General features: G+C 37.5%; 18 protein-coding genes. 12 read left to right on the top strand and 6 right to left on the bottom strand.

The window, feature by feature from the left end:
- Window positions 1–308 precede the first annotated feature (308 nt).
- The 7 genes from NE668_RS05965 to NE668_RS05995 all read left to right on the top strand — a co-directional run bounded on the left by NE668_RS05965 (window position 309) and on the right by NE668_RS05995 (window position 9,432).
- Window positions 309–1,457: a glycoside hydrolase family 3 N-terminal domain-containing protein gene (locus tag NE668_RS05965; protein WP_227037206.1), complete on the top strand. Its 1,149-nt coding sequence runs from the start codon at window positions 309–311 to the stop codon at window positions 1,455–1,457.
- Window positions 1,458–1,924: 467 nt separating this feature from the next.
- Window positions 1,925–2,989, top strand: a complete 1,065-nt coding sequence (locus NE668_RS05970; RefSeq protein WP_227037207.1) for an AAA family ATPase — start codon at window positions 1,925–1,927, stop codon at window positions 2,987–2,989.
- Between the two features lie 293 nt (window positions 2,990–3,282).
- On the top strand, window positions 3,283–4,149 hold the full coding sequence (locus NE668_RS05975) for a sigma-70 family RNA polymerase sigma factor (RefSeq protein WP_227037208.1): 867 nt from the start codon (window positions 3,283–3,285) through the stop codon (window positions 4,147–4,149).
- 319 nt (window positions 4,150–4,468) lie between these two features.
- Window positions 4,469–5,077: a hypothetical protein gene (locus NE668_RS05980; RefSeq protein ID WP_227037209.1), complete on the top strand. Its 609-nt coding sequence runs from the start codon at window positions 4,469–4,471 to the stop codon at window positions 5,075–5,077.
- Between the two features lie 281 nt (window positions 5,078–5,358).
- Window positions 5,359–6,741 carry an SNIPE associated domain-containing protein gene (locus NE668_RS05985; RefSeq protein WP_227037210.1) on the top strand — a complete coding sequence of 461 codons (1,383 nt, stop codon included), beginning with the start codon at window positions 5,359–5,361 and terminating at the stop codon, window positions 6,739–6,741.
- Window positions 6,742–6,840: 99 nt separating this feature from the next.
- A complete protein-coding gene (locus NE668_RS05990) occupies window positions 6,841–8,643 on the top strand; it encodes a P-loop NTPase fold protein (RefSeq protein ID WP_227037211.1) in 1,803 nt (600 codons plus the stop codon).
- A 72-nt stretch (window positions 8,644–8,715) separates the two neighbouring features.
- A complete protein-coding gene (locus tag NE668_RS05995) occupies window positions 8,716–9,432 on the top strand; it encodes a hypothetical protein (RefSeq protein ID WP_256196206.1) in 717 nt (238 codons plus the stop codon).
- A 110-nt stretch (window positions 9,433–9,542) separates the two neighbouring features.
- Here the strand turns inward: NE668_RS05995 and NE668_RS06000 are convergent, their stop codons facing one another.
- The 5 genes from NE668_RS06000 to NE668_RS06020 all read right to left on the bottom strand — a co-directional run bounded on the left by NE668_RS06000 (window position 9,543) and on the right by NE668_RS06020 (window position 13,739).
- The gene (locus tag NE668_RS06000) at window positions 9,543–10,613 is read right to left on the bottom strand and encodes a DUF4917 family protein (protein WP_227037213.1); all 1,071 of its coding nucleotides are present in this window, start codon (window positions 10,611–10,613) and stop codon (window positions 9,543–9,545) included.
- A 153-nt stretch (window positions 10,614–10,766) separates the two neighbouring features.
- Window positions 10,767–10,931: a hypothetical protein gene (locus NE668_RS06005; protein ID WP_165850987.1), complete on the bottom strand. Its 165-nt coding sequence runs from the start codon at window positions 10,929–10,931 to the stop codon at window positions 10,767–10,769.
- Between the two features lie 5 nt (window positions 10,932–10,936).
- The gene (locus NE668_RS06010) at window positions 10,937–12,241 is read right to left on the bottom strand and encodes a cytosine permease (protein WP_227037214.1); all 1,305 of its coding nucleotides are present in this window, start codon (window positions 12,239–12,241) and stop codon (window positions 10,937–10,939) included.
- Window positions 12,242–12,607: 366 nt separating this feature from the next.
- Window positions 12,608–13,072, bottom strand: coding sequence for a YjiG family protein (locus NE668_RS06015; protein ID WP_120055145.1), 465 nt, complete (start codon window positions 13,070–13,072; stop codon window positions 12,608–12,610).
- Window positions 13,059–13,739 (bottom strand): nucleoside recognition domain-containing protein, encoded by a 681-nt coding sequence (locus NE668_RS06020; protein WP_120055143.1) that lies wholly within the window; start codon window positions 13,737–13,739, stop codon window positions 13,059–13,061. The genes NE668_RS06015 and NE668_RS06020 overlap by 14 nt, the downstream gene beginning before the upstream one ends.
- A gap of 198 nt (window positions 13,740–13,937) precedes the next feature.
- Between NE668_RS06020 and NE668_RS06025 the strand changes: the two genes are divergently transcribed.
- From NE668_RS06025 to dcuC, 4 genes are all read left to right on the top strand, one after another.
- Window positions 13,938–15,044: an amidohydrolase gene (locus NE668_RS06025; RefSeq protein WP_227037215.1), complete on the top strand. Its 1,107-nt coding sequence runs from the start codon at window positions 13,938–13,940 to the stop codon at window positions 15,042–15,044.
- Window positions 15,045–15,419: 375 nt separating this feature from the next.
- Window positions 15,420–16,106, top strand: a complete 687-nt coding sequence (locus tag NE668_RS06030) for an IclR family transcriptional regulator (protein ID WP_227037440.1) — start codon at window positions 15,420–15,422, stop codon at window positions 16,104–16,106.
- Window positions 16,107–16,286: 180 nt separating this feature from the next.
- On the top strand, window positions 16,287–17,447 hold the full coding sequence (locus NE668_RS06035; protein ID WP_227037216.1) for a M20 family metallopeptidase: 1,161 nt from the start codon (window positions 16,287–16,289) through the stop codon (window positions 17,445–17,447).
- 29 nt (window positions 17,448–17,476) lie between these two features.
- Window positions 17,477–18,838: a C4-dicarboxylate transporter DcuC gene (gene dcuC, locus NE668_RS06040; RefSeq protein WP_227037217.1), complete on the top strand. Its 1,362-nt coding sequence runs from the start codon at window positions 17,477–17,479 to the stop codon at window positions 18,836–18,838.
- 654 nt (window positions 18,839–19,492) lie between these two features.
- On the opposite strand, the gene NE668_RS06045 is transcribed toward dcuC, so the two are convergent.
- The gene (locus tag NE668_RS06045) at window positions 19,493–20,911 is read right to left on the bottom strand and encodes a sodium:solute symporter family protein (protein ID WP_227037218.1); all 1,419 of its coding nucleotides are present in this window, start codon (window positions 20,909–20,911) and stop codon (window positions 19,493–19,495) included.
- A 273-nt stretch (window positions 20,912–21,184) separates the two neighbouring features.
- Here NE668_RS06045 and NE668_RS06050 point away from each other — a divergent pair, with 273 nt between their 5' ends.
- Window positions 21,185–21,757 (top strand): hypothetical protein, encoded by a 573-nt coding sequence (locus NE668_RS06050; protein WP_227037219.1) that lies wholly within the window; start codon window positions 21,185–21,187, stop codon window positions 21,755–21,757.

The following is a 21,757-nucleotide window of genomic DNA, read 5'->3' on the forward strand; positions in this document are numbered from 1 at the left end:
CTACGGGTCATGAGTGACTTGATACTCACGTAGCCTTTTGTTACAGTGCGGTCACTTTTTAAACGATTCGTAGGATTTTTTTATATAATTATTCAAAATTCACATATTTTTACTGTATAACTTTATTATAATAATTCAGTATAAAAAAAATTATTTTATTATGAGGAAAAGATGAATCATTTAGTGTATAATATAAAAATATACTGTACGGATCAAGAGGGGACTTATGGGTGTTGCATTGGGAGAGCAACATAGAAAGCCCATAATATTCATAATATTGCGTAAGCATTAAGGAGCTTTTAGGAGAGATGAACCAGTTTTTTCGGCGGGTCCTGAGTGGCCTTGCCTTACTAGTTGCTGTCGTTGGTACAACTGGATGCCAACATGAGAGTCAGGCAGAACAAGAAACGGTACGAACCGTATCGTACCGTGCCGTCCTGGAGTCCAACAAACCCGTGTCTGAAAAGGTGGACACTTGGATTGCGGCCATGTCCCAAGAGGATAAGGTAGGGCAGCTGATGATGATCAGCCTTCATGGTAGTACGATAGGACAATCTCAAAAGGATGTGATTCGAAAATACCGTGTCAGTGGCGTTATGTTAACGAATGAAAATCTTATTAATAAGAACCAAGTGAAAACTTTCACCAGCGATATCATGCAAACGGCGATAACCTCTAGCATGGTGACACCTTATATTGCGGTGCATCGTGATCGTATATTGCATGGGAATGAAAGTTTCTTGCGGTTGCCGAAGCCCAATCGATGGGGGCAATTGCCTATGGATCGTATCATTAATTTGGCCACGCGATCTGCTATTGAAATGCGGGATATGGGCTTTAACTTGGTTATTGGGCCTAATGCTAACCTTGGCGTACCGAATATGTCCTATACATCTGACCCCACGTGGGCAGGTCATATAAACCTTGCCATGGTGGAGCGTTACCAAATTAATCATATGTGGTCCGCTTATAACTACTTTCCGGCGGTGACCTTAGGGGATGCGTCCTTTGTGTCAGCTAATGAGGCGAAAGCGTATCTCAGCAATAATGATGTGGCCGTCTTTAAACGTCTCATTGCGCAGACGACGGCGAATAGCTATATGCTTGTGATGAGTCACATCCAGATTCCCGCTATCGATAATGAACACTTGGCGAGTTCCTCTAAGCCGATTATAGACGGTTGGCTTCGCAAGGAGCTCGGTTATAAGGGTATCGTTATGACGGACCGTATCGATGTGGGTGCGTTGCAATCCAATCAAAAGATAGGCGATTACGCTGTGGCTTCCATTTTGGCGGGCAGTGACCTCATTCTTGTTGATGCGGATACGATTCATATCGATGAAGTCCATCGTGCGCTGACGCAAGCGGTGGCGGATGGAACGATTTCGACCGAGCGTCTCAATGAATCGATTAAGCGCATCTTATTGATGAAAATGCAAACGCAAATTGATCCATAAGATATTTAGGAATATTAGATTTTGTAATTAGGAATTTACGAATTAGATATTTATAAGTTAGATATTTACTATTAAGAAACTTAGTATAAGAAAATTCAGTAACAATTTAATATGCTTTACATGCAAATGACGTGCTATACCTTTTAGGTAGCACGTCATTTTTAACATATATGGATTAAACTATATAGATTAAAATATATAGTTTAATATGTATAGCTTATCTTATCTTATAATGTATAACTTATATAACCATGCCTTATAGGATATATTGATATCAAAGGTATCTGGGAATAAAGTAATCAAAAGGCCTTTTATGATGGTAAGATAACACGTATCGCATAAAAGCTCTGATTTGATGCGTAAAAAAATTAACATAATAAAAAGCTATGTTAACTATATGAAAAAAAGTTTAATAATGATTTAAAATTATGATATAATAATTTCCGTAAATAGTTGGAGGTGAGTATATGAATTTTGTGGGACGTGCTGAAATTATAGAGCGTATCCAGTCCCGAATTGCAATGGGCCAAATGAGTTTATGTGTTGTATATGGTCCTCATCGCAGTGGTAAATCCTATGTGGCTTCGCAACTTGTACGCCGTCATAAGGCGATATACTTGGCGGGGCGCATGGCCAATGAATCAGTCCATGTAGCTGATATAAATAGAGCTCTTGAGGCACGTTTTGTTCCTGCTAATGCTCAAGATACATTCGAGCCTGTAGAGAGTTTGCAGCAGGCCTTTGTAAGACTTTTTGAAAGTAGTGTGAAAATACCTCAGACTGTGGTGATTGATGATTATCCATTCTTGGTGGAAGCAGTTCCTCAGTTTCCCATTCACTTGCGTGATTTATTAGATACCTATAAAGATACGAGCCGTTTAAACATCATTTTGATGGCGAATGGCATGGAACAGCTCGATGGCCGCATCATTGGCGATCGTAGCCTTATTGGGCCTTTCGTGTCTGAATATCTCGAGGTGAAACCATTTTCCTTAGTGGATATGAAATCCTTGGGCCTTCACTATGCAAAGGACGATTTGCGCACCGTCTTTGCTGTAACAGGTGGTTTGCCTGCCTATGTGCAATACTTTGATAATGGTGAAAGCATCGATACGAATATTATTAATTTGTTCTTCTCAGTAACGGGAGCTCTCTTTGAAGAAACACAGTATATCTTGCATCGAGATATGAAAAATATAACCGGTGCCAATGCTATTTTAACGGGCCTTGCTAGATTGGAAAGACCGTACTACGTGGAGCTTTTACAAGAAAGCCAAATTAAAAGTGGTACGTTCACATCTCGTTTGAACGATCTCATCTCTATGGGGCTCGTGGGCCGCATTCAGGCAAGTAACCGTGGGAACGCGAAGTACGCGGATTACCATTTCACGAATAGTATGTTCCATTTCTGGTACCGCTATGTATATAAATACTGGGGCGATATCGTGCGCGGTTATGGCGCTGATGTATATTATAATCATGTAAAACCGCAGCTAAAGGACTTTGTTCAAGCCGCGTGTATTGCGATGTAATCAGACAATTTCAGATTGAATACTATTACTTAAAGATTGAATACTATTACCCAATGATAGTATATATTTCCTCTAAAAAATGACACCACATTGTGTATGTGGTGTCATTTTTAGTAATAATATATTTTCAGCAATTACCCTTTGAATCTCATACTTATGATGTACTATGGATGAAAATTAAGGCTCAAGTATAACAGAATATAGGGAAATTCCAAGGAATTGCCGATTTGTCAAAACACTCATTCCGCGGTATTGTGTACATAAGCGCTATGCCATGGCAGGAAAGGGGATTTATGTTATATACAAACGAAGAACCTTTAGTACAAAAAACATGTATTAAAACTGCAAACTTACAACATGATAACTATCAGTCAAAAAAATTAGAAACACAGGCATTACCATCTCATTCTTTATTATCGAAAGCTGATGAGTCTAGCCGAAGTATTCCAGAGAAATTGAAATTACAGACCCTCGTCTGTGGTCATCAAGTCTTATCGTCCTTGTCAGACAAGAGTCTCGTGTCCATTTGTCAAAAGCCAAATATGAGGATTCAGACGGTAGGGTATCAACCGTGGTCCGTTGATGAGCTTCGTCATGATGCGGCACAAATTGAGCTCTGTCGTAGGTATCGACCGCTCATCTTGCACTATACTAATCGCATGGGAAACCGTGAGTTCCGCGAGGACGTAGAGAGCTATCTTTGGGCCATCCTCATAGAATCGATTTATAGCTTTGATTTGGAAGGGCCCGTACCGTTCCCAGGCTTTGTGAAAGCTGGCATCATGTACGGTTATATGAGGTACTGGAAGCGGGAACGATTGCGTTATCGCCGTGAAATTCACATCCCAGATCGCACCACCGATGATGGAGAAGTCGCCTTTGGTATGGATATCTTCGCATCTGGCGAGAATGTGGCGGATATGGTGATGAGTGCCGACGAAGAGCATAGACTGCGAGCGCGCCTCGTGTGGGCCTTAGGCAGACTGTCTCCTGACCAACGAGACCTACTGCGCCGTGTCTACGGTGAGTGCCAAAGCTTGGTATCGGTTAGTGAAGAATTGAACTGTAGTCGTCAAGCTATTCAACGGCGCCACGAACGAGCCATTCGGAAGCTGCGCAGGTATTTGAGTACGGACTTTACAGACGTGCGTGTGCATTAGTTATTATAATTTAATTTCTTATTTATATCCTATATATTGCATATTTCTTTTAATCTCGATTAACGAATATACATAAAATATGCAATTCTCAATTTAAATGAGAAAATAATGACACATCAAGGTATATATAACTTTTACAAGATCATAAAGTCTTTAAATATACATAAATTTCTATAGTTTTGTATATATATTTACAAATTATACAGGCTGATATACAATTAAGTCAGCAGCAGATTAAAGCATGCTAATCTGCTTTCACAGAACACGTGTTCATTGTATTGTTGAAAGGAATGTTCCTGATTAGATTGGAGAGGATTCCATGGCAATAGATGATAAACTAACAGATTTGATGGCCGCTCGGCTATCTAAGGGAGAAGATTTGGATTTGATCTATACGAATCCAAAGAATCACATTGTTTGTTTTATTCCTACCTATCAACCTAGTGGTGGGGACAGTACGAAGTGTTATTTTGTGGATGGACGGGAAGAAATGGTCTATCTGCCGATGCGCACGATCACGCGAGAGTTGGCGATGCAGGAAGGGCTGAGACCCAATTACATCATGACCAGCGATGGTCGACGCAGCAGTTATACCGCACCTAAGACCTATGGTCCGCATCTAACCTTTGCTCATATTAAATGTCGCCGCCCTATCGGCAAGGACGTAGTGTACGGCCTCTTTAACGTGGCTATACCCTATGAATATATCGTTACGGAAGGTCCAGAACCCGATACGAGCTATATTCATGTGGCGGACTTTGCACCCATCTTGGTGTACCAATCCCCACGTCATGTCAAACACAAACTGAATGAAGCGATGCTAGAACACTGCAACTACGTGCGAAAAATGCTAGCCCGCATCAAACTTAGCCAAAACTCTCAAGTCGTGGCCGAACTATTTATCGCCTGGAGAGACCTAACGAGATAACTCGTTGGGTGGTGAAAGTAGAAATAGGAGGGTGGAGAGAAATCTAGAAAAGGAGGATAGGCGTATAAGAAAATAAATAGAACTGCGGGAGCAGATAAATTATTGAAAATAAGTTACATATGGCACCTCAATAGAGCTACCTTATATAAGGTGGCTCTATTTTCATATGTTTTTCATTATTTGCATAATTTGTGATATAATATACATAAAATTATATTGATGCAGGGATTACTTCTTATCTACAATTTTGTATTATTTATTGGTATTTTGGGGGAAATATTATGGATAATAATGGAGAAAAAAGATTTATTGTAGGAGATATTGCTGTTTTCTTAATGGCTGCCATTAGTGTAGTTTGGCCGATTATGCTTATTGGGGTTGCAATATTGTTACTTGCTAGATATCATCGATGGGCGATGGTTGAAAATGAAATTTACAAAGAGCATATTTTAAATCAAACTCTTATTCAGAATATAGAAGCCAATCAATCAAAATTGGCTACATTGGAAGAGACTATTGAAAGAGAAAAGGCCAAAATAGAGCATGATATTGAAGCACGTATTAGTGAAAAGAGTACTGAGCTTAATCAGTTGTCCTCTGAAATATCAAAAGTTAAAAAGGAACTAAAAAATAAAAAGCTAGAGGTTGAAAATCTAGAGCCTTTAGTAACAGTAGTTAATATAGATACGGAAGGACTTGAACTTGCTACATCTCAGGAACTAAAAAATATATTATCTAAATATAAGTTAGAAGAAGCTGAATTAGTAAAAAATAATACAGCTGTAGATGCGCTTATTAACGATGATAAAAAGTTTGTAAATAATCAAATACGTCAGATTTTACGTTCATTTAATGCTGAATGTGATTTAGCTATATCGAATGTTACACTTAAAAATATTGATACTATGAGGAGTAAAATCCTAAGATCCTATGAAACTCTAAATAAAATTTATAAATCTGATGGAGTACAAATTACAAAAGATTTTCTTGAAAATAAGTTACAACAATTAATTACAGCTCACGCATATCAAGAAAAGTTAGAGGATGAGCGAGAACAAAAGAGAATTATACAAGAACAATTAAAAGAAGAAGAAAAAGTCCGTCGTGAAATTGAACGTGAAAAAGCAAAAATTGAGAAAGATGAAATTCAATTTAAAAATGAAATTTCTAAGCTAATGAAATACTTACAAAAGACTGATAATGAAGTAGAAAAGACCTTATACATTGATAAGATTAAAGAATGTGAAGAAAAACTTTCTGAGCTTGAAACTGTTAAATCTGATGTATTAAATCGAGAAAAGAATACACGTGCTGGTTTTGTTTATATTATCTCTAATATTGGTTCATTTGGGGAAAATATTTTTAAAATTGGTATGACTAGACGTTTGGAACCTATGGATAGAATTAAGGAGTTAAGTAGTGCATCTGTGCCATTTGAATTTGATGTTCATGCATTAATTTTTTCAGATGATGCACCTACATTAGAATCTATTTTACATAATACCTTTAGAGAATATGAGGTAAATAAAGTAAATCATAGAAAAGAATTTTTCTCTATTCCGCTTGATAAAATTGAAAAAGTTGTGACAGAACATCATAATGCAACTGTACAATGGACTTATGATGCGGCTGCAGAAGAATATAGAGAATCTCTGGCTCAATAAGATATTTTGGGAAAATTAATTATTATAAATAGCTCTACAATAAAAGTTTATACTTATGTAGAGCTTTTATTTATAGCATTATGATTTTTGGAGAGACCTATGAATGATCAACAAATATTATCAGTAATTAAGGATTATATTCAGAATCGTGGCATTAACCAAGCCTTGATGATTAATGGCGAATGGGGATGTGGCAAAAGTTATTTTGTAAAAAATAGTGTAAAAGAATATTTGCGAAAAAATGGCATTTTAGATAATAAAAACTATATAGTATTCTCCTTATATGGGATTAATAATTTAGTTGACTTTAAAACTTCATTTTACGACAAAATTTTTATTAATCAATATTTAGGAGAGTCTAATAAAGCACAGAAAACAAAAAATATTTGTGAACGATTATTTAATTCGGTCTCTAGTACAATCGATACAAGTGCTATTGGAGTACCAGTAAAGATAAATTTAGCCGAATTAATACATAAGAGTGATCTCGTACAATTAGAGAAGTGTATTTTTGTATTTGATGATATTGAACGTTGTGAATTATCTGCTACTGAGTTATGGGGATTTATAAATAAGTTGACAGAGAATAGAGGTATTCCTGTAATTACTGTAGCAAACGAGAATAAAATTTTAGAGAAAGATTCAGAAAATGACAATTATCAAACAGAGAAAGAGAAAGCCGTTTATTGTACTCTTGCATTTTCTTATGAAATAGCTAATATTTTTGATGAATTAGTAAATGAATACGAAGAAAAAGATATCAGAGAATATATATTAAGTAATAAAGAAATTATATTAGAGGAAATTTTTAGACGACAACCTAATAATATTAGGACTCTAAAATTTGTGCTAGCCGTTTTAGTCAATTTATTGAGAGAAATTTATAACTTGGAGAATAAGTCTTTCTTAGAACATAGTGAATTGTATGATAGATTCTTAAAATATATTGTCTTAAGAGCTATACAATATAAAGTTGATCCTAAAGAAGAAATTGATTGGAGAAAAGAGAATTTTGGATTTATTTCTTGGGTAGATGATCCAGATACTCCCGAAAACATAATATGGGGGTTTAAATTTATAGATATTTATATTAATAGCTCATATTTAGATAATCAGTTGTTAAGAGACGCTTATGAAAATGAATTGAAGCTATATGAAGATGCTTTTTTGGCATTTAATCATTTAGCAGACTGGACTCAATATTGTGATGAGCAAGTTTGCGAATGGTTAAATCAATTAAAGGATGAAGTAAAAAATTATAAATATAAAACCTCAATGCTTAGACAAATTTTATGGCGTGTTGCATCGATAAAGCACTATACAACGTTACAATATGATTTTGAAAGCTTTGTTGAGGACATTAAAATAGCATTTTATAGTGACAATGAAATAACCAGAGATATATTGTTACAACAAAATAAAGATGATAGTGTTTATAAAACATATGAAGAGCTTATTAGTCCTTTAGTTAAAATTGCTGATGAGAATTATAGACAACGGTTGGAAAAATTAAATCTATTTAAGTATTTATCTAGCAATCATATGTCAAATATGGAGCTATTAAAATATATACATTCTAATATAAATGAGTATTATAATGCCAAAGAATTCGCCAAATATCTAGGCACAATAGATGAGTTAAAAGGATATTTTATGAGTGCAAGTGAATGTGACATAGATTCTTTTCGAGGCATAATTCGAACAGTGTATTTGCAGATACTTAATATCGGCCAATTTTTGGGGGCTGATAAACCCTATTTAGAAGAAATACTGGTAATAGTTAAAAGCAAGATAGAAAAAGAAAAATATGGAGCGATTATGAAATTCAATTTAGACTGTTTAGTTCATGATTTAAAAAATGCAATACAGGTCTTAAGTTCTAGTTCTAATAATGTTAGATAAATTAAGAAAATCTGTTCAAACTTTATAGTATACAGTCAGTAAAAGTTAGTGATTTATAGTGGATGAAAATATGTGGTGTTAGGAGAAGATAAATTGAGAGATAATATAACTGAAAAAATAATTGATTTTGCTCTTGGTATTTTGGATTTGACTGCTACTGGTGGTATTCCAATATTAAGCTCTATTAAAGAAACAGCCAAATTTATAAAAGATATACCTAATGAGATTTTTTTAATAAAATTAGATTGTTTTATTAAAGCTCTTACTTCAAATGATGAAAAAGGTGTTATATCTTTTAAAAAAATGTATAGAAAAAAATACTTTGATAATGAAGATGTACGATTAGAACATATAAAATGGCTTATGATTAAGATTGACTCATTCAATGAAGAAAAAAAGGCAGAATGGATGGGGATACTATTTAAACAGTATATCGAGGAGAAATTAGATTGGAAACGATTTTGTGTTTTTGTTAATGCACTTGAGTTTTTATTAGTTCAAGATATAGAAACCTTATTATCTTGTAAATTTGAAGAATCGGAATATAATATAGACTTAGATTTAAAAGGAATCTATGAGCAAGCTAAAAACGGAGTAATTGAAGAAAAGAATAATTCTATATTTTTACAATCAATAGAGATTGATAAAGGAATTTATTTGCGATTGCTATCAGTTGGGTTAGCTAGTATTAGTGGAGCGACATTAAGTTTAGTGCAAATGCCTGATATTATAAAGGTACCATTAGATAAAGATTTAGAGTTAATGATAAGGATTTTATCTAATTTCTAGGTTTACATTTAAATACTGATAACAATAGTAACTTATTATTTCTATTGATTATAAAATCAATACGAAAGGTTATATCATCGTATACCTTTGTATTAAGTATTTTATTATTTTTAGTCCGGATTATAGTTTAGCCAGCATCCTTCGTCATCAGCATTAAAGAAGTGTATATCAGTATTATTATTTATATTAGTAATTCTCTCAATTATCTTGGTACATTCAGCATTTATTATATAATCTTCTTTGTGTCCTTTGTGAATAGAAATAAATATCTTAAAGGGATCACTATTATCTTTTAGTATTTGTTTTAAAATGTGTTCATCATTTTCACTTAGTGACCAGCCATAACACACAATATTTTTGGGGAGATTTGGTAGGATTTTTTTATATACATATGTTAAATAGTAATTTTTATATATACCCTTTACTTTTTCATTAGACGAACCTTCACAAATGAATAGTGGATAAAGTTGCGCTGTACTTTCCCAAATATTTAAAATTTCTTGTAAAAGTGTATTGCCTTCAGAGCAACGAATTTTTTGCTCCTCTCCATTGGAATCTACACAAAGTACAATATTTCCATGGGGATAATATAACTTGGTTTTATAGCCATATCTTGTATTTATAACATCTTCATTAAAAGCCAAATTATGTCTACTTGTACTAGCATTTCGGAAAGAGTCTATGAAATCTGTCTTATTTGAAAGAATAATATAATACACTAACAAATCATAATTAAGGTTAATGATGTAGTCGAATTGATTTAAAAACTTATTGAGCTTTAATATACCATTAGATTCGTCCTGTGTTATTGATAGTTCGGTATAATTAGGATGTACACTTCTAATAGTTTCTATTAAGGCAGTTTTTATCTGCTTACTAGATGTAGAAATAGAATTATTAATTATGGGCAGTTGCGATATTAAAATATCAGGTAGAGAAAGTGCATTATTTATTTTTTGTGTTATATCCAGTTGATTTAAAATAGCCTCAAAATTTGAGGTACCAATTTGGGAGAATATTCTTGCAATTTCAGGTGATAGGTATCCTAGTTCCTCAGCTTTTAAAAATAGGTTATTATAATTAAAACTATCTGATAGTGATATACTAGCACCATTCCCTACTATTAGTGCTGTCTCGTTGAAGTCCATACCGGCTGTAAGTTCAGAATATTTTTCTAACATTTTACAAGTCCTTTTATATTAATAATTAGATTTATGACTACTTTTTAGTTGCTAAGAGTTTACTTTAAAAAGAGCCTTTCTTTATTAACTTTACTGTTATAAAAGGAAGGTTCTTTTTATAATATGAGGATGAGGAACTTTTATATTAGTTAATTACGGCTGCCATTTTGAATATCCAAATCCCATCATAATAATGCTCACCACGAGCATGCCGTTACCAAGGGTAATGGCACTTTCACTTGTGGCTAGACAGGTAATAAAGGATCCGATGCCCATAATGATTGTACCTAGTATAGCAGATAGTTTATGAATTGCCATGATAATCACCCTTTGCTTTCACTAACAACATTAGGTTTAACAATATACGTAATGACTGCGTACAGTAAAGCACCGATTACAATCCCGTTCAGCGAAGCCAATCCGAATGGTATGAATTTAACACAGACTAATGCGATGGCCCATGTGATCCATGGAACTAGATTCCATTTTTTGAAAGTCGCTTTGTTGTAATCGATATATTTTCCACGATGAACCAGGTAAAAGTCCGCTAAGATAATACCGCATAGTGGCGGAACGATGATGCCTAATGTACTTAAGAATACAAAGAGAGAGTCGATTTTATACGGCTGCGTCATTGTTGCTAATGCAGAGATTGCAATGAGTACGGCTAGCATAATATTTCGGTTTAGTTTGAAAGAGTTTGCTAGGTTCAATGATGTGGAATAGAGGTTCGCACCATTTGTTGTGAAGATATTTGTAGTCAACAATAATAAGCTTGGGAAAACGAGTCCAAAGCTTAATAGTACGTTGATTAAGTCACCATCATTCATAGCAACGCCTGCGATAGCACCGCAGCTGATCATCAAGGTATTGCCACCCAATAGACCAATTGTGCTCGCTGTAATAACGTCTTTCTTGCTTTTACCATAGCGCATAATATCAGCGATACATGTGGCAGTAGATAAAATCCATGTGCCGATAACGATGGTAATGCCTGAAAGTAAATCGATAGGTTGTAATGGCACATAGTTAAATAATTCTTGCCAACCACCGATTGTTTGAACCGAGCGAGCCGCCGTTCCTAGGGAAAGGAATACGATGGACGGAATCGCAATATAGCCGAATACGGCGAGAGATTTAATGCCGAGAACTGCAAAGATACCCATAATAACGGCGCTGAGCATCATAGCAATGACTTCGCCCGTATAGGAGAGGTTGAATACTTGAGCAATAAAATGTCCATATAAAGCCGCTTGAATAGTGTACCAACCTAGATTGACGATAGGTACGAAGAGAGAGGCAATTCTAGATCCTTCCTGACCGAAACTGTATCGAGTCAAAAGGGCAAAGGTAAGGCCTGTTTTATAGGCGATTACACTCACTAGTCCTGCGATGATACATAAGAAAATATTTCCTAGAATCATGGCTAATAGTAATTCGTTGAAAGTCAGCCCCGCAGCTAATCCGCCACCAGCCATCATACTAGTAACAAGAAAAACGAACCCAGTCCAAACGATGGTGAGAGAAAAGCAGGACTTTCTTGCCTCTAATGGGACAGGCTCTCTAGAGTACTCATTATCTGTGTTTGTATTAACTGGTTCTACAAACTCTAATTTCTCCTTACTCATACATCTATACTCCTTTACGTAATAAAAAAACTACCATGATGTGTTTAAGATTTATATAAGCATGGTAGTAAAGACCTATTATGTAGCGTAAATATAGTGAATTCTTCTAATAAAGGATAGATATTTAATTTGTCATAAACGAATGGTATTTGTCTTCATTAAAACATACGGGGAATGAATATTCAATATGTATACTATGCATATTGAGCAATGTTGAGAATAAGACATATTCTATATTTTAATAGTGATATAGATATTTGGTATTTTGTTAAAAGAATAAAGGCAGTACTATTATATTTCATATTAGTACTGCCTTTTGGTTTGTTTCAGTTATTGTATTAGTTAAAGTATTCTATTGTCTTGATATTATACAAATGCTTTCATAATAACCATGGAAATCAATGCATTTACAACGCTGATAGTCATAAGCATTGGCCAATATTTTTTAGGTACTTCAACTACACCTAGTAATCGGCCCATGTATTGGATTTGGGAGCCCATTAAGAGTAGAGCTGGAGCCAAAATAGTCACTTGTATCATATCAATCGTATTGTTAGAAAGCAAGTTAACTGCAACGCCGATACCAGCAGAGTAGGATAACCACGCTGTTAACAAGATTGTTACGCTTTCACCTGGAAGACCAAATAGAGCCATTGCAGGAGCAAATAGGTTACCTAAAAATGCCATGATACCTAAGATGCGTAATAGCTCGGCAAGTGTGTATGCCATCAATACGTTTGGTAATAAGTTTTGAGTGGCTAGCGTAAAGCCTTTTCGTGCACCACGAATAAATATATCAAATGGATTGTTTGTTTCTTTATTGTTGCTCATCTTTGAAATCTCCCTTGAATACTGTATTAAGTGCGATTCGACATACGGCACCACCAAAGAACTTCATAACAAATACTACGATGAGTGGAAGGATAATTGGTACTGTTAAGTACGCAAAAATAGCAGATCCAATGGCTACGTAGTTGTTAATCATGCCCGCACCGCTATACTGCCATGCCGTCATAATTGTTAATTCTTTACGGTTAACTAGATTGTTGTCATAAAGGTCTTTGGTAATCGCTGCACCTGCATCTGTACTTTGTAAGTCCGTAATCATTGCAAGGCCAGTTAATCCAGGGATACCTAAAATAGGTTTCAATAATGGAGTCATTAATTTATGGGCTGCACGGATTGCACCGTAATGTTCTAAAATCTCAAGTACACCCAATGCCAACATAACTGTTGGTGTTAAGCCCAAGGCAAAGAGGAAACCTGCGCGAGCGCTGACGCCGCCTTCCCCAATAAAGGTATTTTTTGCAGGGTTGACCATGGTACCAAATTTACCAGAAACAGTCGCAAAGTCTAATGCAGAGAGCCATTTAAAACCTTCTACATTGTTAAGTAATCCTGAGAAGAATAGGACTGCTACAGCTAATGCAATATAGCAACCGACAGTCACCTTCTTAGTAAATTGAGTATAGTTTTTCTCATTGTTAGGGTCACTCATGATTTTCAACCTCCTACATAAAACATATAGAGTTATATGATTTATAATTATATAGTAGAGATAATAAATAGTGCAAGAATATCATTTATAAAAGTTATATATATTATTAAAAGTTTTTATTTCAACTGATTTAAAAGCAGATATTTGTGTAGTATAATTAATGTGTTAGACGCTATTCTATAGAAAGAGGTGTTGGCGATGAGTGAAGTATTAAATTTCTATAATTATTTACATACAATTCCTGAAGAAGGTTTTCAAGAGTTCAAGACTTCCGTATTTTTAGCAGAAAAATTGGAAAGTTACGGCTACGATGTAACACGTAAAGTGGGCGGAGAAACGGGCATTATCGGTATCTATGATAGCGGTAGATCTGGTCCTGTGGTAGCGCTTCGTGCCGATATGGATGCGCTTGGTCATATTATCGATGGCAAACATGTATCTCGTCATACTTGTGGTCATGATGGACATATGTCAATGCTGTTGGCTGCGGCTCAAATTATTAAAGAAAAGCAATTAGTAAAACGTGGTAAGTTAAAGATTTTATTTCAACCCGCGGAAGAGCTAGGTTCTGGTGCGAATAGCATGATTAGGGGTGGAGCTATTGATGATGTAGAATACATCTTTGGTGCGCATGTGCGTCCATTTGAAGAAGCAGAAAATGGGCAGGCTAGCCCTGCGATTCATTATGCATCCTCTTGCCGTATGGTCATTGCTTTTCATGGCAAGCCAGCTCATGGTGCTCGCCCTCATTTAGGGATTAATGCTTTGGATGCAGCGGCTCAAGCGGTTAATGCAGTTAATGCTATCCATTTAAAACCAACTGATAATTATAGTGTTAAGGCGACTCGTTTCCTTTGTGACTCTGGCGTAACGAATGCGATTCCAGCGAAAGCGGTTGTTACATGGGATTTACGTGCACAATATAATAAAACGATGGATGAGCTTTGTGCTAAGTTTTTACCAGCTATTGAAGGGGCAGCTGCTTCTATCGGTGCGACTGTTGAGGTTTTGGATTCCTTCCGTATTCCTGCGGCTGAGTTAAATGACGAGGCAACGGCTCTATTAGCTGACTCTATATCTTCTATTCTTGGTAAAAGCAACTGCATTGATCCAATTTACACACCAGGTGGGGAAGATTTCTTCTTCTACACTGTGGAAAAGCCAAGCTTGAAAGCAGGTTTCTTTGGGCTTGGGTGTAATTTGCGTCCAGGTTTGCATCATCCTGACATGAGTTTTGATACAAGTGCCTTAGAAGATGGTGTTTCTATTTGGATCGATTTAGTAGAACGGCTATTAGGAGAATAAGTGTTTATTGCTAAACTTGGAGAAACACATGAGGTTTAATTCGGTTGTAGGGATAATACTTAAAGCTTGGCTATACTGCAATCTTTCTATAAAATTTTAGTTATATTAAAAGAGCCATTAACACAATACGGTGGATTGTGTTAATGGTTCTTTTTGGTGGTAGTGAAATTACGACTTATGCATCTTAGTCATTTTTAAATTCTTTATGAATGTGTTATTGTTATGTTTGTAATGACTTAGTTGCACTATATGTCTTTCAGAGGCATCAAAAGAGATCTAACAGATTATGTATATTGTTAAATTTATCATTAGTTTTAGTAGAATATAGAAACGTATTAAACGGTAATAATCTAGTATGTTTCTTTGGATATGAATATGGTTCAATCAATAGAGCGTGGTATAGAGATACTCAAGTTATTAGAGGTGGGCCCGCTTGGTGTGACCGAGTTGGCGAATGCGACGGCGTTGCCCAAGGCTACTGTACATCGGTTGCTCAAGACATTTGAAGCTCATCATTGGGTTGAGTTTAATAGGGCCAAGAAGTATCAGTTGTCTTGGGGTATTTTGCCGATGGCAAAGTCTTTTCTTACGTCCTTGGATGTGCGAGCTATTGCGCAGCCCTATATGGTAGCAATCCGCGATCAGTTGCAGCAGTCCGTGAATTTGTTCTTGGCGCAGGGCGATTATCGCATTTGTATCGAGCGTGTTGCGGCGGACAAGCCGTTGCGTCACGATATCAAGATCGGCACGGTGTACCCTATCTTTAAAGGGGCGGCAGGCAAGATTTTCGGTGCCTATTTGGCGGATTTTAAGGATACTAATATGAGTGCTGGTGAAAGTGCCCAAATTCGTCATGATGGGTATGTGGTGACTCGCGGCAATCGAGTACCTGATGCGGCATCTATCGCAGTGCCTATCTTCTCCTTTGGTAATAAGCTTGAGGCGGTGATGACTATCTCTGGTCCTATAGGGGACTACACGGAAGAGCGTGTCAAAGAGTATCTATCAGTCATGATGGAATTAGGTCAAACCATTTCCAAACACATGGGGGCGACCTTATAAATTTATTTTTTTTCTTAATTTATGGAATGATGTTCCATTATACGGAACAAATATTAATGTATTAATAGACTAATAATAGAAAGATAGATAAAAAATAGGTTATTAGATACAGGTTTTATAAGGCTTGTATTTGTAGTTATATGAATTTATGTTTTTATAGTGTGTATGTTGGAGGTAGAAATGAGTCAGCTTTTACAAGAGATTGAAGCATTAAGAAAGCCTATGAAGGAGTTAAACGATTTCATTTTTGATCATCCTGAGCTCGGAAATGAAGAGTTTAAAGCTCATGAGTTGTTGACAAATTTATTAGAGAAGGAAGGGTTCATCGTAGACCGTGAGGTGAGTGGTCTTAAGACTGCCTTTAGAGCGGTGTACCACGTAAACGGTGGCGGTCCTAAAATCGGTTTGCTTTGCGAGTACGATGCCCTTGAAGGCTTGGGGCATGCGTGTGGCCATAATTTGCAAGGTCCATCTATTTGCACGGCGGCAATCGCTTTGAAACGCACGTTGCAAGCACCTTGCACATTGGTTGTGTACGGTACGCCTGCAGAGGAAACGGCGAGCGGCAAGCTTGTTATGGCTCGTGAAGGCGTGTTTGACGATTTAGATCTCGCTTTCATGATGCATGGCAGCGATACGACCACGGTAGACGGCAAGTCTTTGGCGCTAAATCTCGTTAATATCAAGTTCCACGGCAAGTCTGCTCACGCGGCGATTGCCCCAGAGAAGGGTATCAGCGCGTTAGATGCGGTGTTGTTGTTCTTTAACGGCATGGAGTACTTGCGCGAGCACGTACCGACTGAGGTTCGCATGCACGGCATTATCACTGACGGTGGCAAAGCCGCGAACATCGTACCTGATTATGCGTGTACCCAATGGTATATTCGTTCCTCTAGTCGCATTCGTCTCGACGAGGTTGTGGCTCGTGTGAAAGACGTGGCGCAAGGTGCGGCTTTACAGGTGGGCGCTACGATGGAATGGGAAGAGGTTAAGGCGTACGACAACAAAGTCAATGTACAGACCTTGAACGATATACTTTTAAAAAATGCAGAAAAGGTAGGTGCCCCAGAGATTTCCGAGCCTCGTAAGGTGACAGGATCCACCGATTTCTCTAGTGTTACGTTCCGCGTGCCAGGTGCATGCTTGCGTGTGAAATTCGTAGGTAAGGGTGTGACGAGTCATTCTCAAGAATGGTTAGATAATGGTAAAAGCCAACTCGCAGAGGATGCTATCATGTATGGCGCGAAGGGCATAGCTTTATCCGTGGAGGAAATCCTTGAAACACCGGGCTTGCTAGAAAAAATCCAAGAGGATTTCAAACAAGCAAAGGAAAACTTTTAAGTATTGTGTTGTGAATGGAGGGAACATGTATGAATTTATTAGTTTGTTTATTGGTTATAGCCATAACGGGAACACTGGTTATTAAGAAGTTTAAAGCACAAACTGTATTGTTATTGGGCGGTCTCATTATGATGTTTGCCGCGTACTTGCTTGGCTATACAACATCTTTTGTAGAAGCAAAAAAGGCTACAGGGGTTCTTTTCTTTGATGCATTTGAATTTATTAATATTACTACTGCTAAAGATGCGGCGAACCTTGGCCTCGTGATCATGACTTGTACTGGTTTCGCGAAGTACATGGACCACATTGGTGCTAGCTCTCGCCTTGTTGTAACAGCCATTAAACCACTTGGTAAAATGAAATCTGCATACCTAGTAATGGCGCTTACATTTATTCTAAATATGTTCATGTCCCTTGTAATTCCAAGTGCTTCTGGCCTTGCAATGCTTATGATGGTGACAATCTTCCCAATTCTTGTACGCTTAGGTGTTAGTCCTGTAGGTGCTGCAGCGGCTGTTGCTACAGGTCACTTGCTCGACATCGGTCCTGCCTCTGCCACTACATTGCTCGTATCCAAAATAGTAAACATGCCTGTTCATGAGTACTTTGTAGATTATCAGTTGAAAGTATATATTATCTGTGGTTTAATGGCTGCTATTGCTCATTTCGTATGGCAAAAATACTTGGATAAAAAGTCTGGCCATGTTCCTACGGAATATGTGGAGGCTCATAAATCTGATGACCTCGAAGTTGGTCCATTACCATATATATTCTTACCATTGTTGCCATTAATCTTTATCCTTGGCTTCAGTGAATATGGTATTCAAGGTGTTAAGATGAATGTAAACCTTGCGATGTTCCTTAGTTTGTTTATCGCCATGGGTTGTGAACTTATCCGTCATCGCGACTTCCGTAAAATGGCGGCTAGCATCCAAACCTTCTTCAAAGGTATGGGCGACCAATTTGCTAACACTGTAACATTGATTGTTGCAGGTGAAACGTTTGCTTTCGGATTAACTTCTTTGGGCATCGTAAAAGAATTCGTTGCTGCTATCCAAGGCCTTGCTATTTCTGCTGATGTAGTAGGTGTTATTGTATCTACAATTATTACAGGTTTAAGTATCGTAATGGGCTCTGGCGTTGCATCTATGTTTGCATTTGCTCCATTGGTTCCAAATTTTGCAGCTGACCTAGGTGGTAATGCGACAACAATCCTTCTCGGTATGCAAAATGCAGCGAGCGTAGGCCGCCTACTCAGCCCAATTAGTGCCGTTATGATTGCTGTAGCTGGTATTGCAAATATCTCTAGCTTCGACCTTGTAAAACGTACAAGTGTGCCTGTAATCGTTACCTTCATTACAAGTACAATTGCTATCTGGATTATTCACTAATTTGAAGTTGGTAATTTATAAATAAATAAGAAAATAGATAAAGGCTCTACCTTATTTTGAACCGCACCCCAAAAATTGTGTCCAATTTTGGGGTGCAGTTCATTGGTTTAATTCTCTAGGAGTTTTTCTTATATTTATCTATATATCCCTATTATTCGTTCCTTATTGTATCGTATATTAGTTCGTTCTATAATAGACCTAGGATAGTTAGATGAGGTTGGGCCTCTCTTCGTTTTTGAAGGGAGGGATAAGCCTATGAGTGATTATGAAGTAATCATGCTCCTGTTACAAGTAATGGCTATTGTCATTGCTTTTGGGGCTTTAATAGCACTTATTTGTCTAGGAAAAGACAAATAGCCCTTCATTTCCACTAATCTGGAGATTAGTATAAAACGAAAAGGCCATTTCTCAAAATCTTATATTTTCCGAGATGAGCCTGACGTAGCTACTCGTCTGACTATCTTCTTATATTATAGTAAGGTTATGATATATCGTCAAATTGTGATGAATGTGTGTATGGCATACAGTTTGATGATGGTATTGTAAAATGAGAAAACTCCTATTGGCTTTCACCGATAGGAGTTTTTGGTTTTATAATTGTAATTTTATAGCACTTTTAAGTCTATTATTAAGTTACAGATTATAATAAATTGATTATATTTCTTTTACATCATCAGGTATAGCCGGAGGAGCCGGTGGTTTACCCATGGCTCTTTCAATGAACACCACAGCCACAAAGACGATAAGGCTGACGATGGAACCGAAGATGATGGACATGATGCCATATGGGTTGCCAACGAATTCCCAGTATACGCCTGCGATGGAGCCGAGCACGATGGACCAAATGCCAGCGCCAGCTGTTGCATTTTTCCAAGTGAGGCCAAGTAGGAATGCAGCGAATGGGCCAGCGGATCTCATGGTGAAAGCAAATACGAGCATCGGAATGATAGCTTTGCTTACGAGGGAGATGATGATGGCGATGATGCCGAGGAATAGTACGCACAGACGGCTGTAATTTGTGAGCTGAGCATCAGTGAGTCTTTTACCAAAATGATGTTCCACAATATCCTTGGTAAATACTGTTGCGGCACCTAAGAGGTCGCCTGCGCCTGATGAAAGCGTAGCCGAAACGACCGCAGCCATAACGAAGCCTGCCATTACAGGAGGCATGAGGTTAAGCGCTACCGTTGCCACCGCATTGTTCGCTTCGATGTTCGGAAACTCAGCCAATGCTACGAGGCCTAAAACCGCAGGAACAAAGGCGAAAAGAGCCATGATAATGCCACAAATGATAGAACCGAGAACGGCCGTCCTTTCGTCCTTCGCTGCAAAGTACCGTTGAACGGATTCTTGGCCGGTGGAGAAGGTCATGAAGTACATGATAATGAGGCCGATGATGGTTTTCCAACCAACCTTTGTGAAGCCTAGCTGTTCAGGTGGCAATTTCGCCACTACCGATTCCCAACCGCCCACATTGTGCAATACGAATGGCACCGCGAGGGAGAAGCCCCCAACGAGAACGAAGAAATGGATAACGTCCGTCATCGTAACGCTCCACATACCGCCGGACATGGTGTAAATTACGAGTACCGCGCCACAGATGAGGATGGCGAGTTCTGTTGAAAGTCCGGTGAGAACGCTAATAATGGTTGCAGTTGCTGTAATCTGTACGCCTGCTAGTGTAATCGTTGCCAGCATGGACAGAATAGAAGTAATGAGATGGCTAGACGCGCCGAAACGACGGCCGATGATCTCTGGTACTGTTGTTGCCATGGCACGCCGCAAGAGTGGTGCGATGAAAGCAACGAGAATAACACCAATCCCTGCAGATACGACATACCAACCTGCAGATAAACCCCAAGAACCATACGCTTTTGCTGCTACACCTACGGTGCTCCCACCACCGATTTCTGTAGCTGCTAATGTACCTGCCGTCATAAGAACCCCAATACGACGACCTGCGAGTAGATAGTCAGTACTATCTTTTACACGAATATGACAATATATGCCGACTAATAAATTCAGTAATAAATAGGCGCAAACAATAACCCAAATAATAGTCAGAGAATCCATATGACACCTCCAAAAATTTACACTATCTAGAGATTCATACTAAATCACCCTTACTACTTGCGGTGCATATATCAAGTATAGTTTAATTATCCATAAAAACTGGGGAAAATACAAAGAGGAGTTTCTTGGAACGTTGGAGAATGTATATATATTAGGAACTAAAATATAAAATTATTAATCATAGGCACAGCCTTATTTACATAGTATACTTATGCTAATAAGACTGTGCTTATTTTATTGAGAGACAAGATTCATTTTTTGAGAGAGGTTTTTATGATTCAACGTATTTTGATGCTAGCTCTTGTGTTGCTGGCTTTCACCATGCCTACAGAGGCAATTACATTTCAGGAGCTGAAGACGTCACCACAGTTTAAGCTTGTTTATTCTCAGTCGATGAATGGGCCCATAGAGAGTGGTGGCTTGTATATCTATTTAAACACTTATTCGATTGAGGCCCTACGCTATGCACCGCCACAGTATTCCTTGCGCGGGACTTACTATATTGTGATGGATACGTCTTATCAATCTATCATCAATGAGAGACAGCTCACCGTGGATTATGATACTAACTATTCGTTAGCGACACTTATTCATTCGTCTCGTATCATGAATCCGAGCCCGTCTATGCTGGCTTTGATTGAGGCTAGTGAAAGTAAGTCTGGTTTAGCTATGACAGGGGTAGATGTAGCGAGATATACATTTGATGGGGCGACAAAGTCAATGCATTATGTAAACGATACGCGTAAGGTCCCACTTAACCGTAATAATACTATTATATATGATATAGCGGATGCTATGTTTGTATCTGTATATCAGCAGCATTTTGATGATATTGTGGCCCAATGA

Origin of the sequence: Veillonella parvula (assembly GCF_024461875.1) — a bacterium.
Lineage (GTDB): Bacteria > Bacillota > Negativicutes > Veillonellales > Veillonellaceae > Veillonella > Veillonella parvula_I.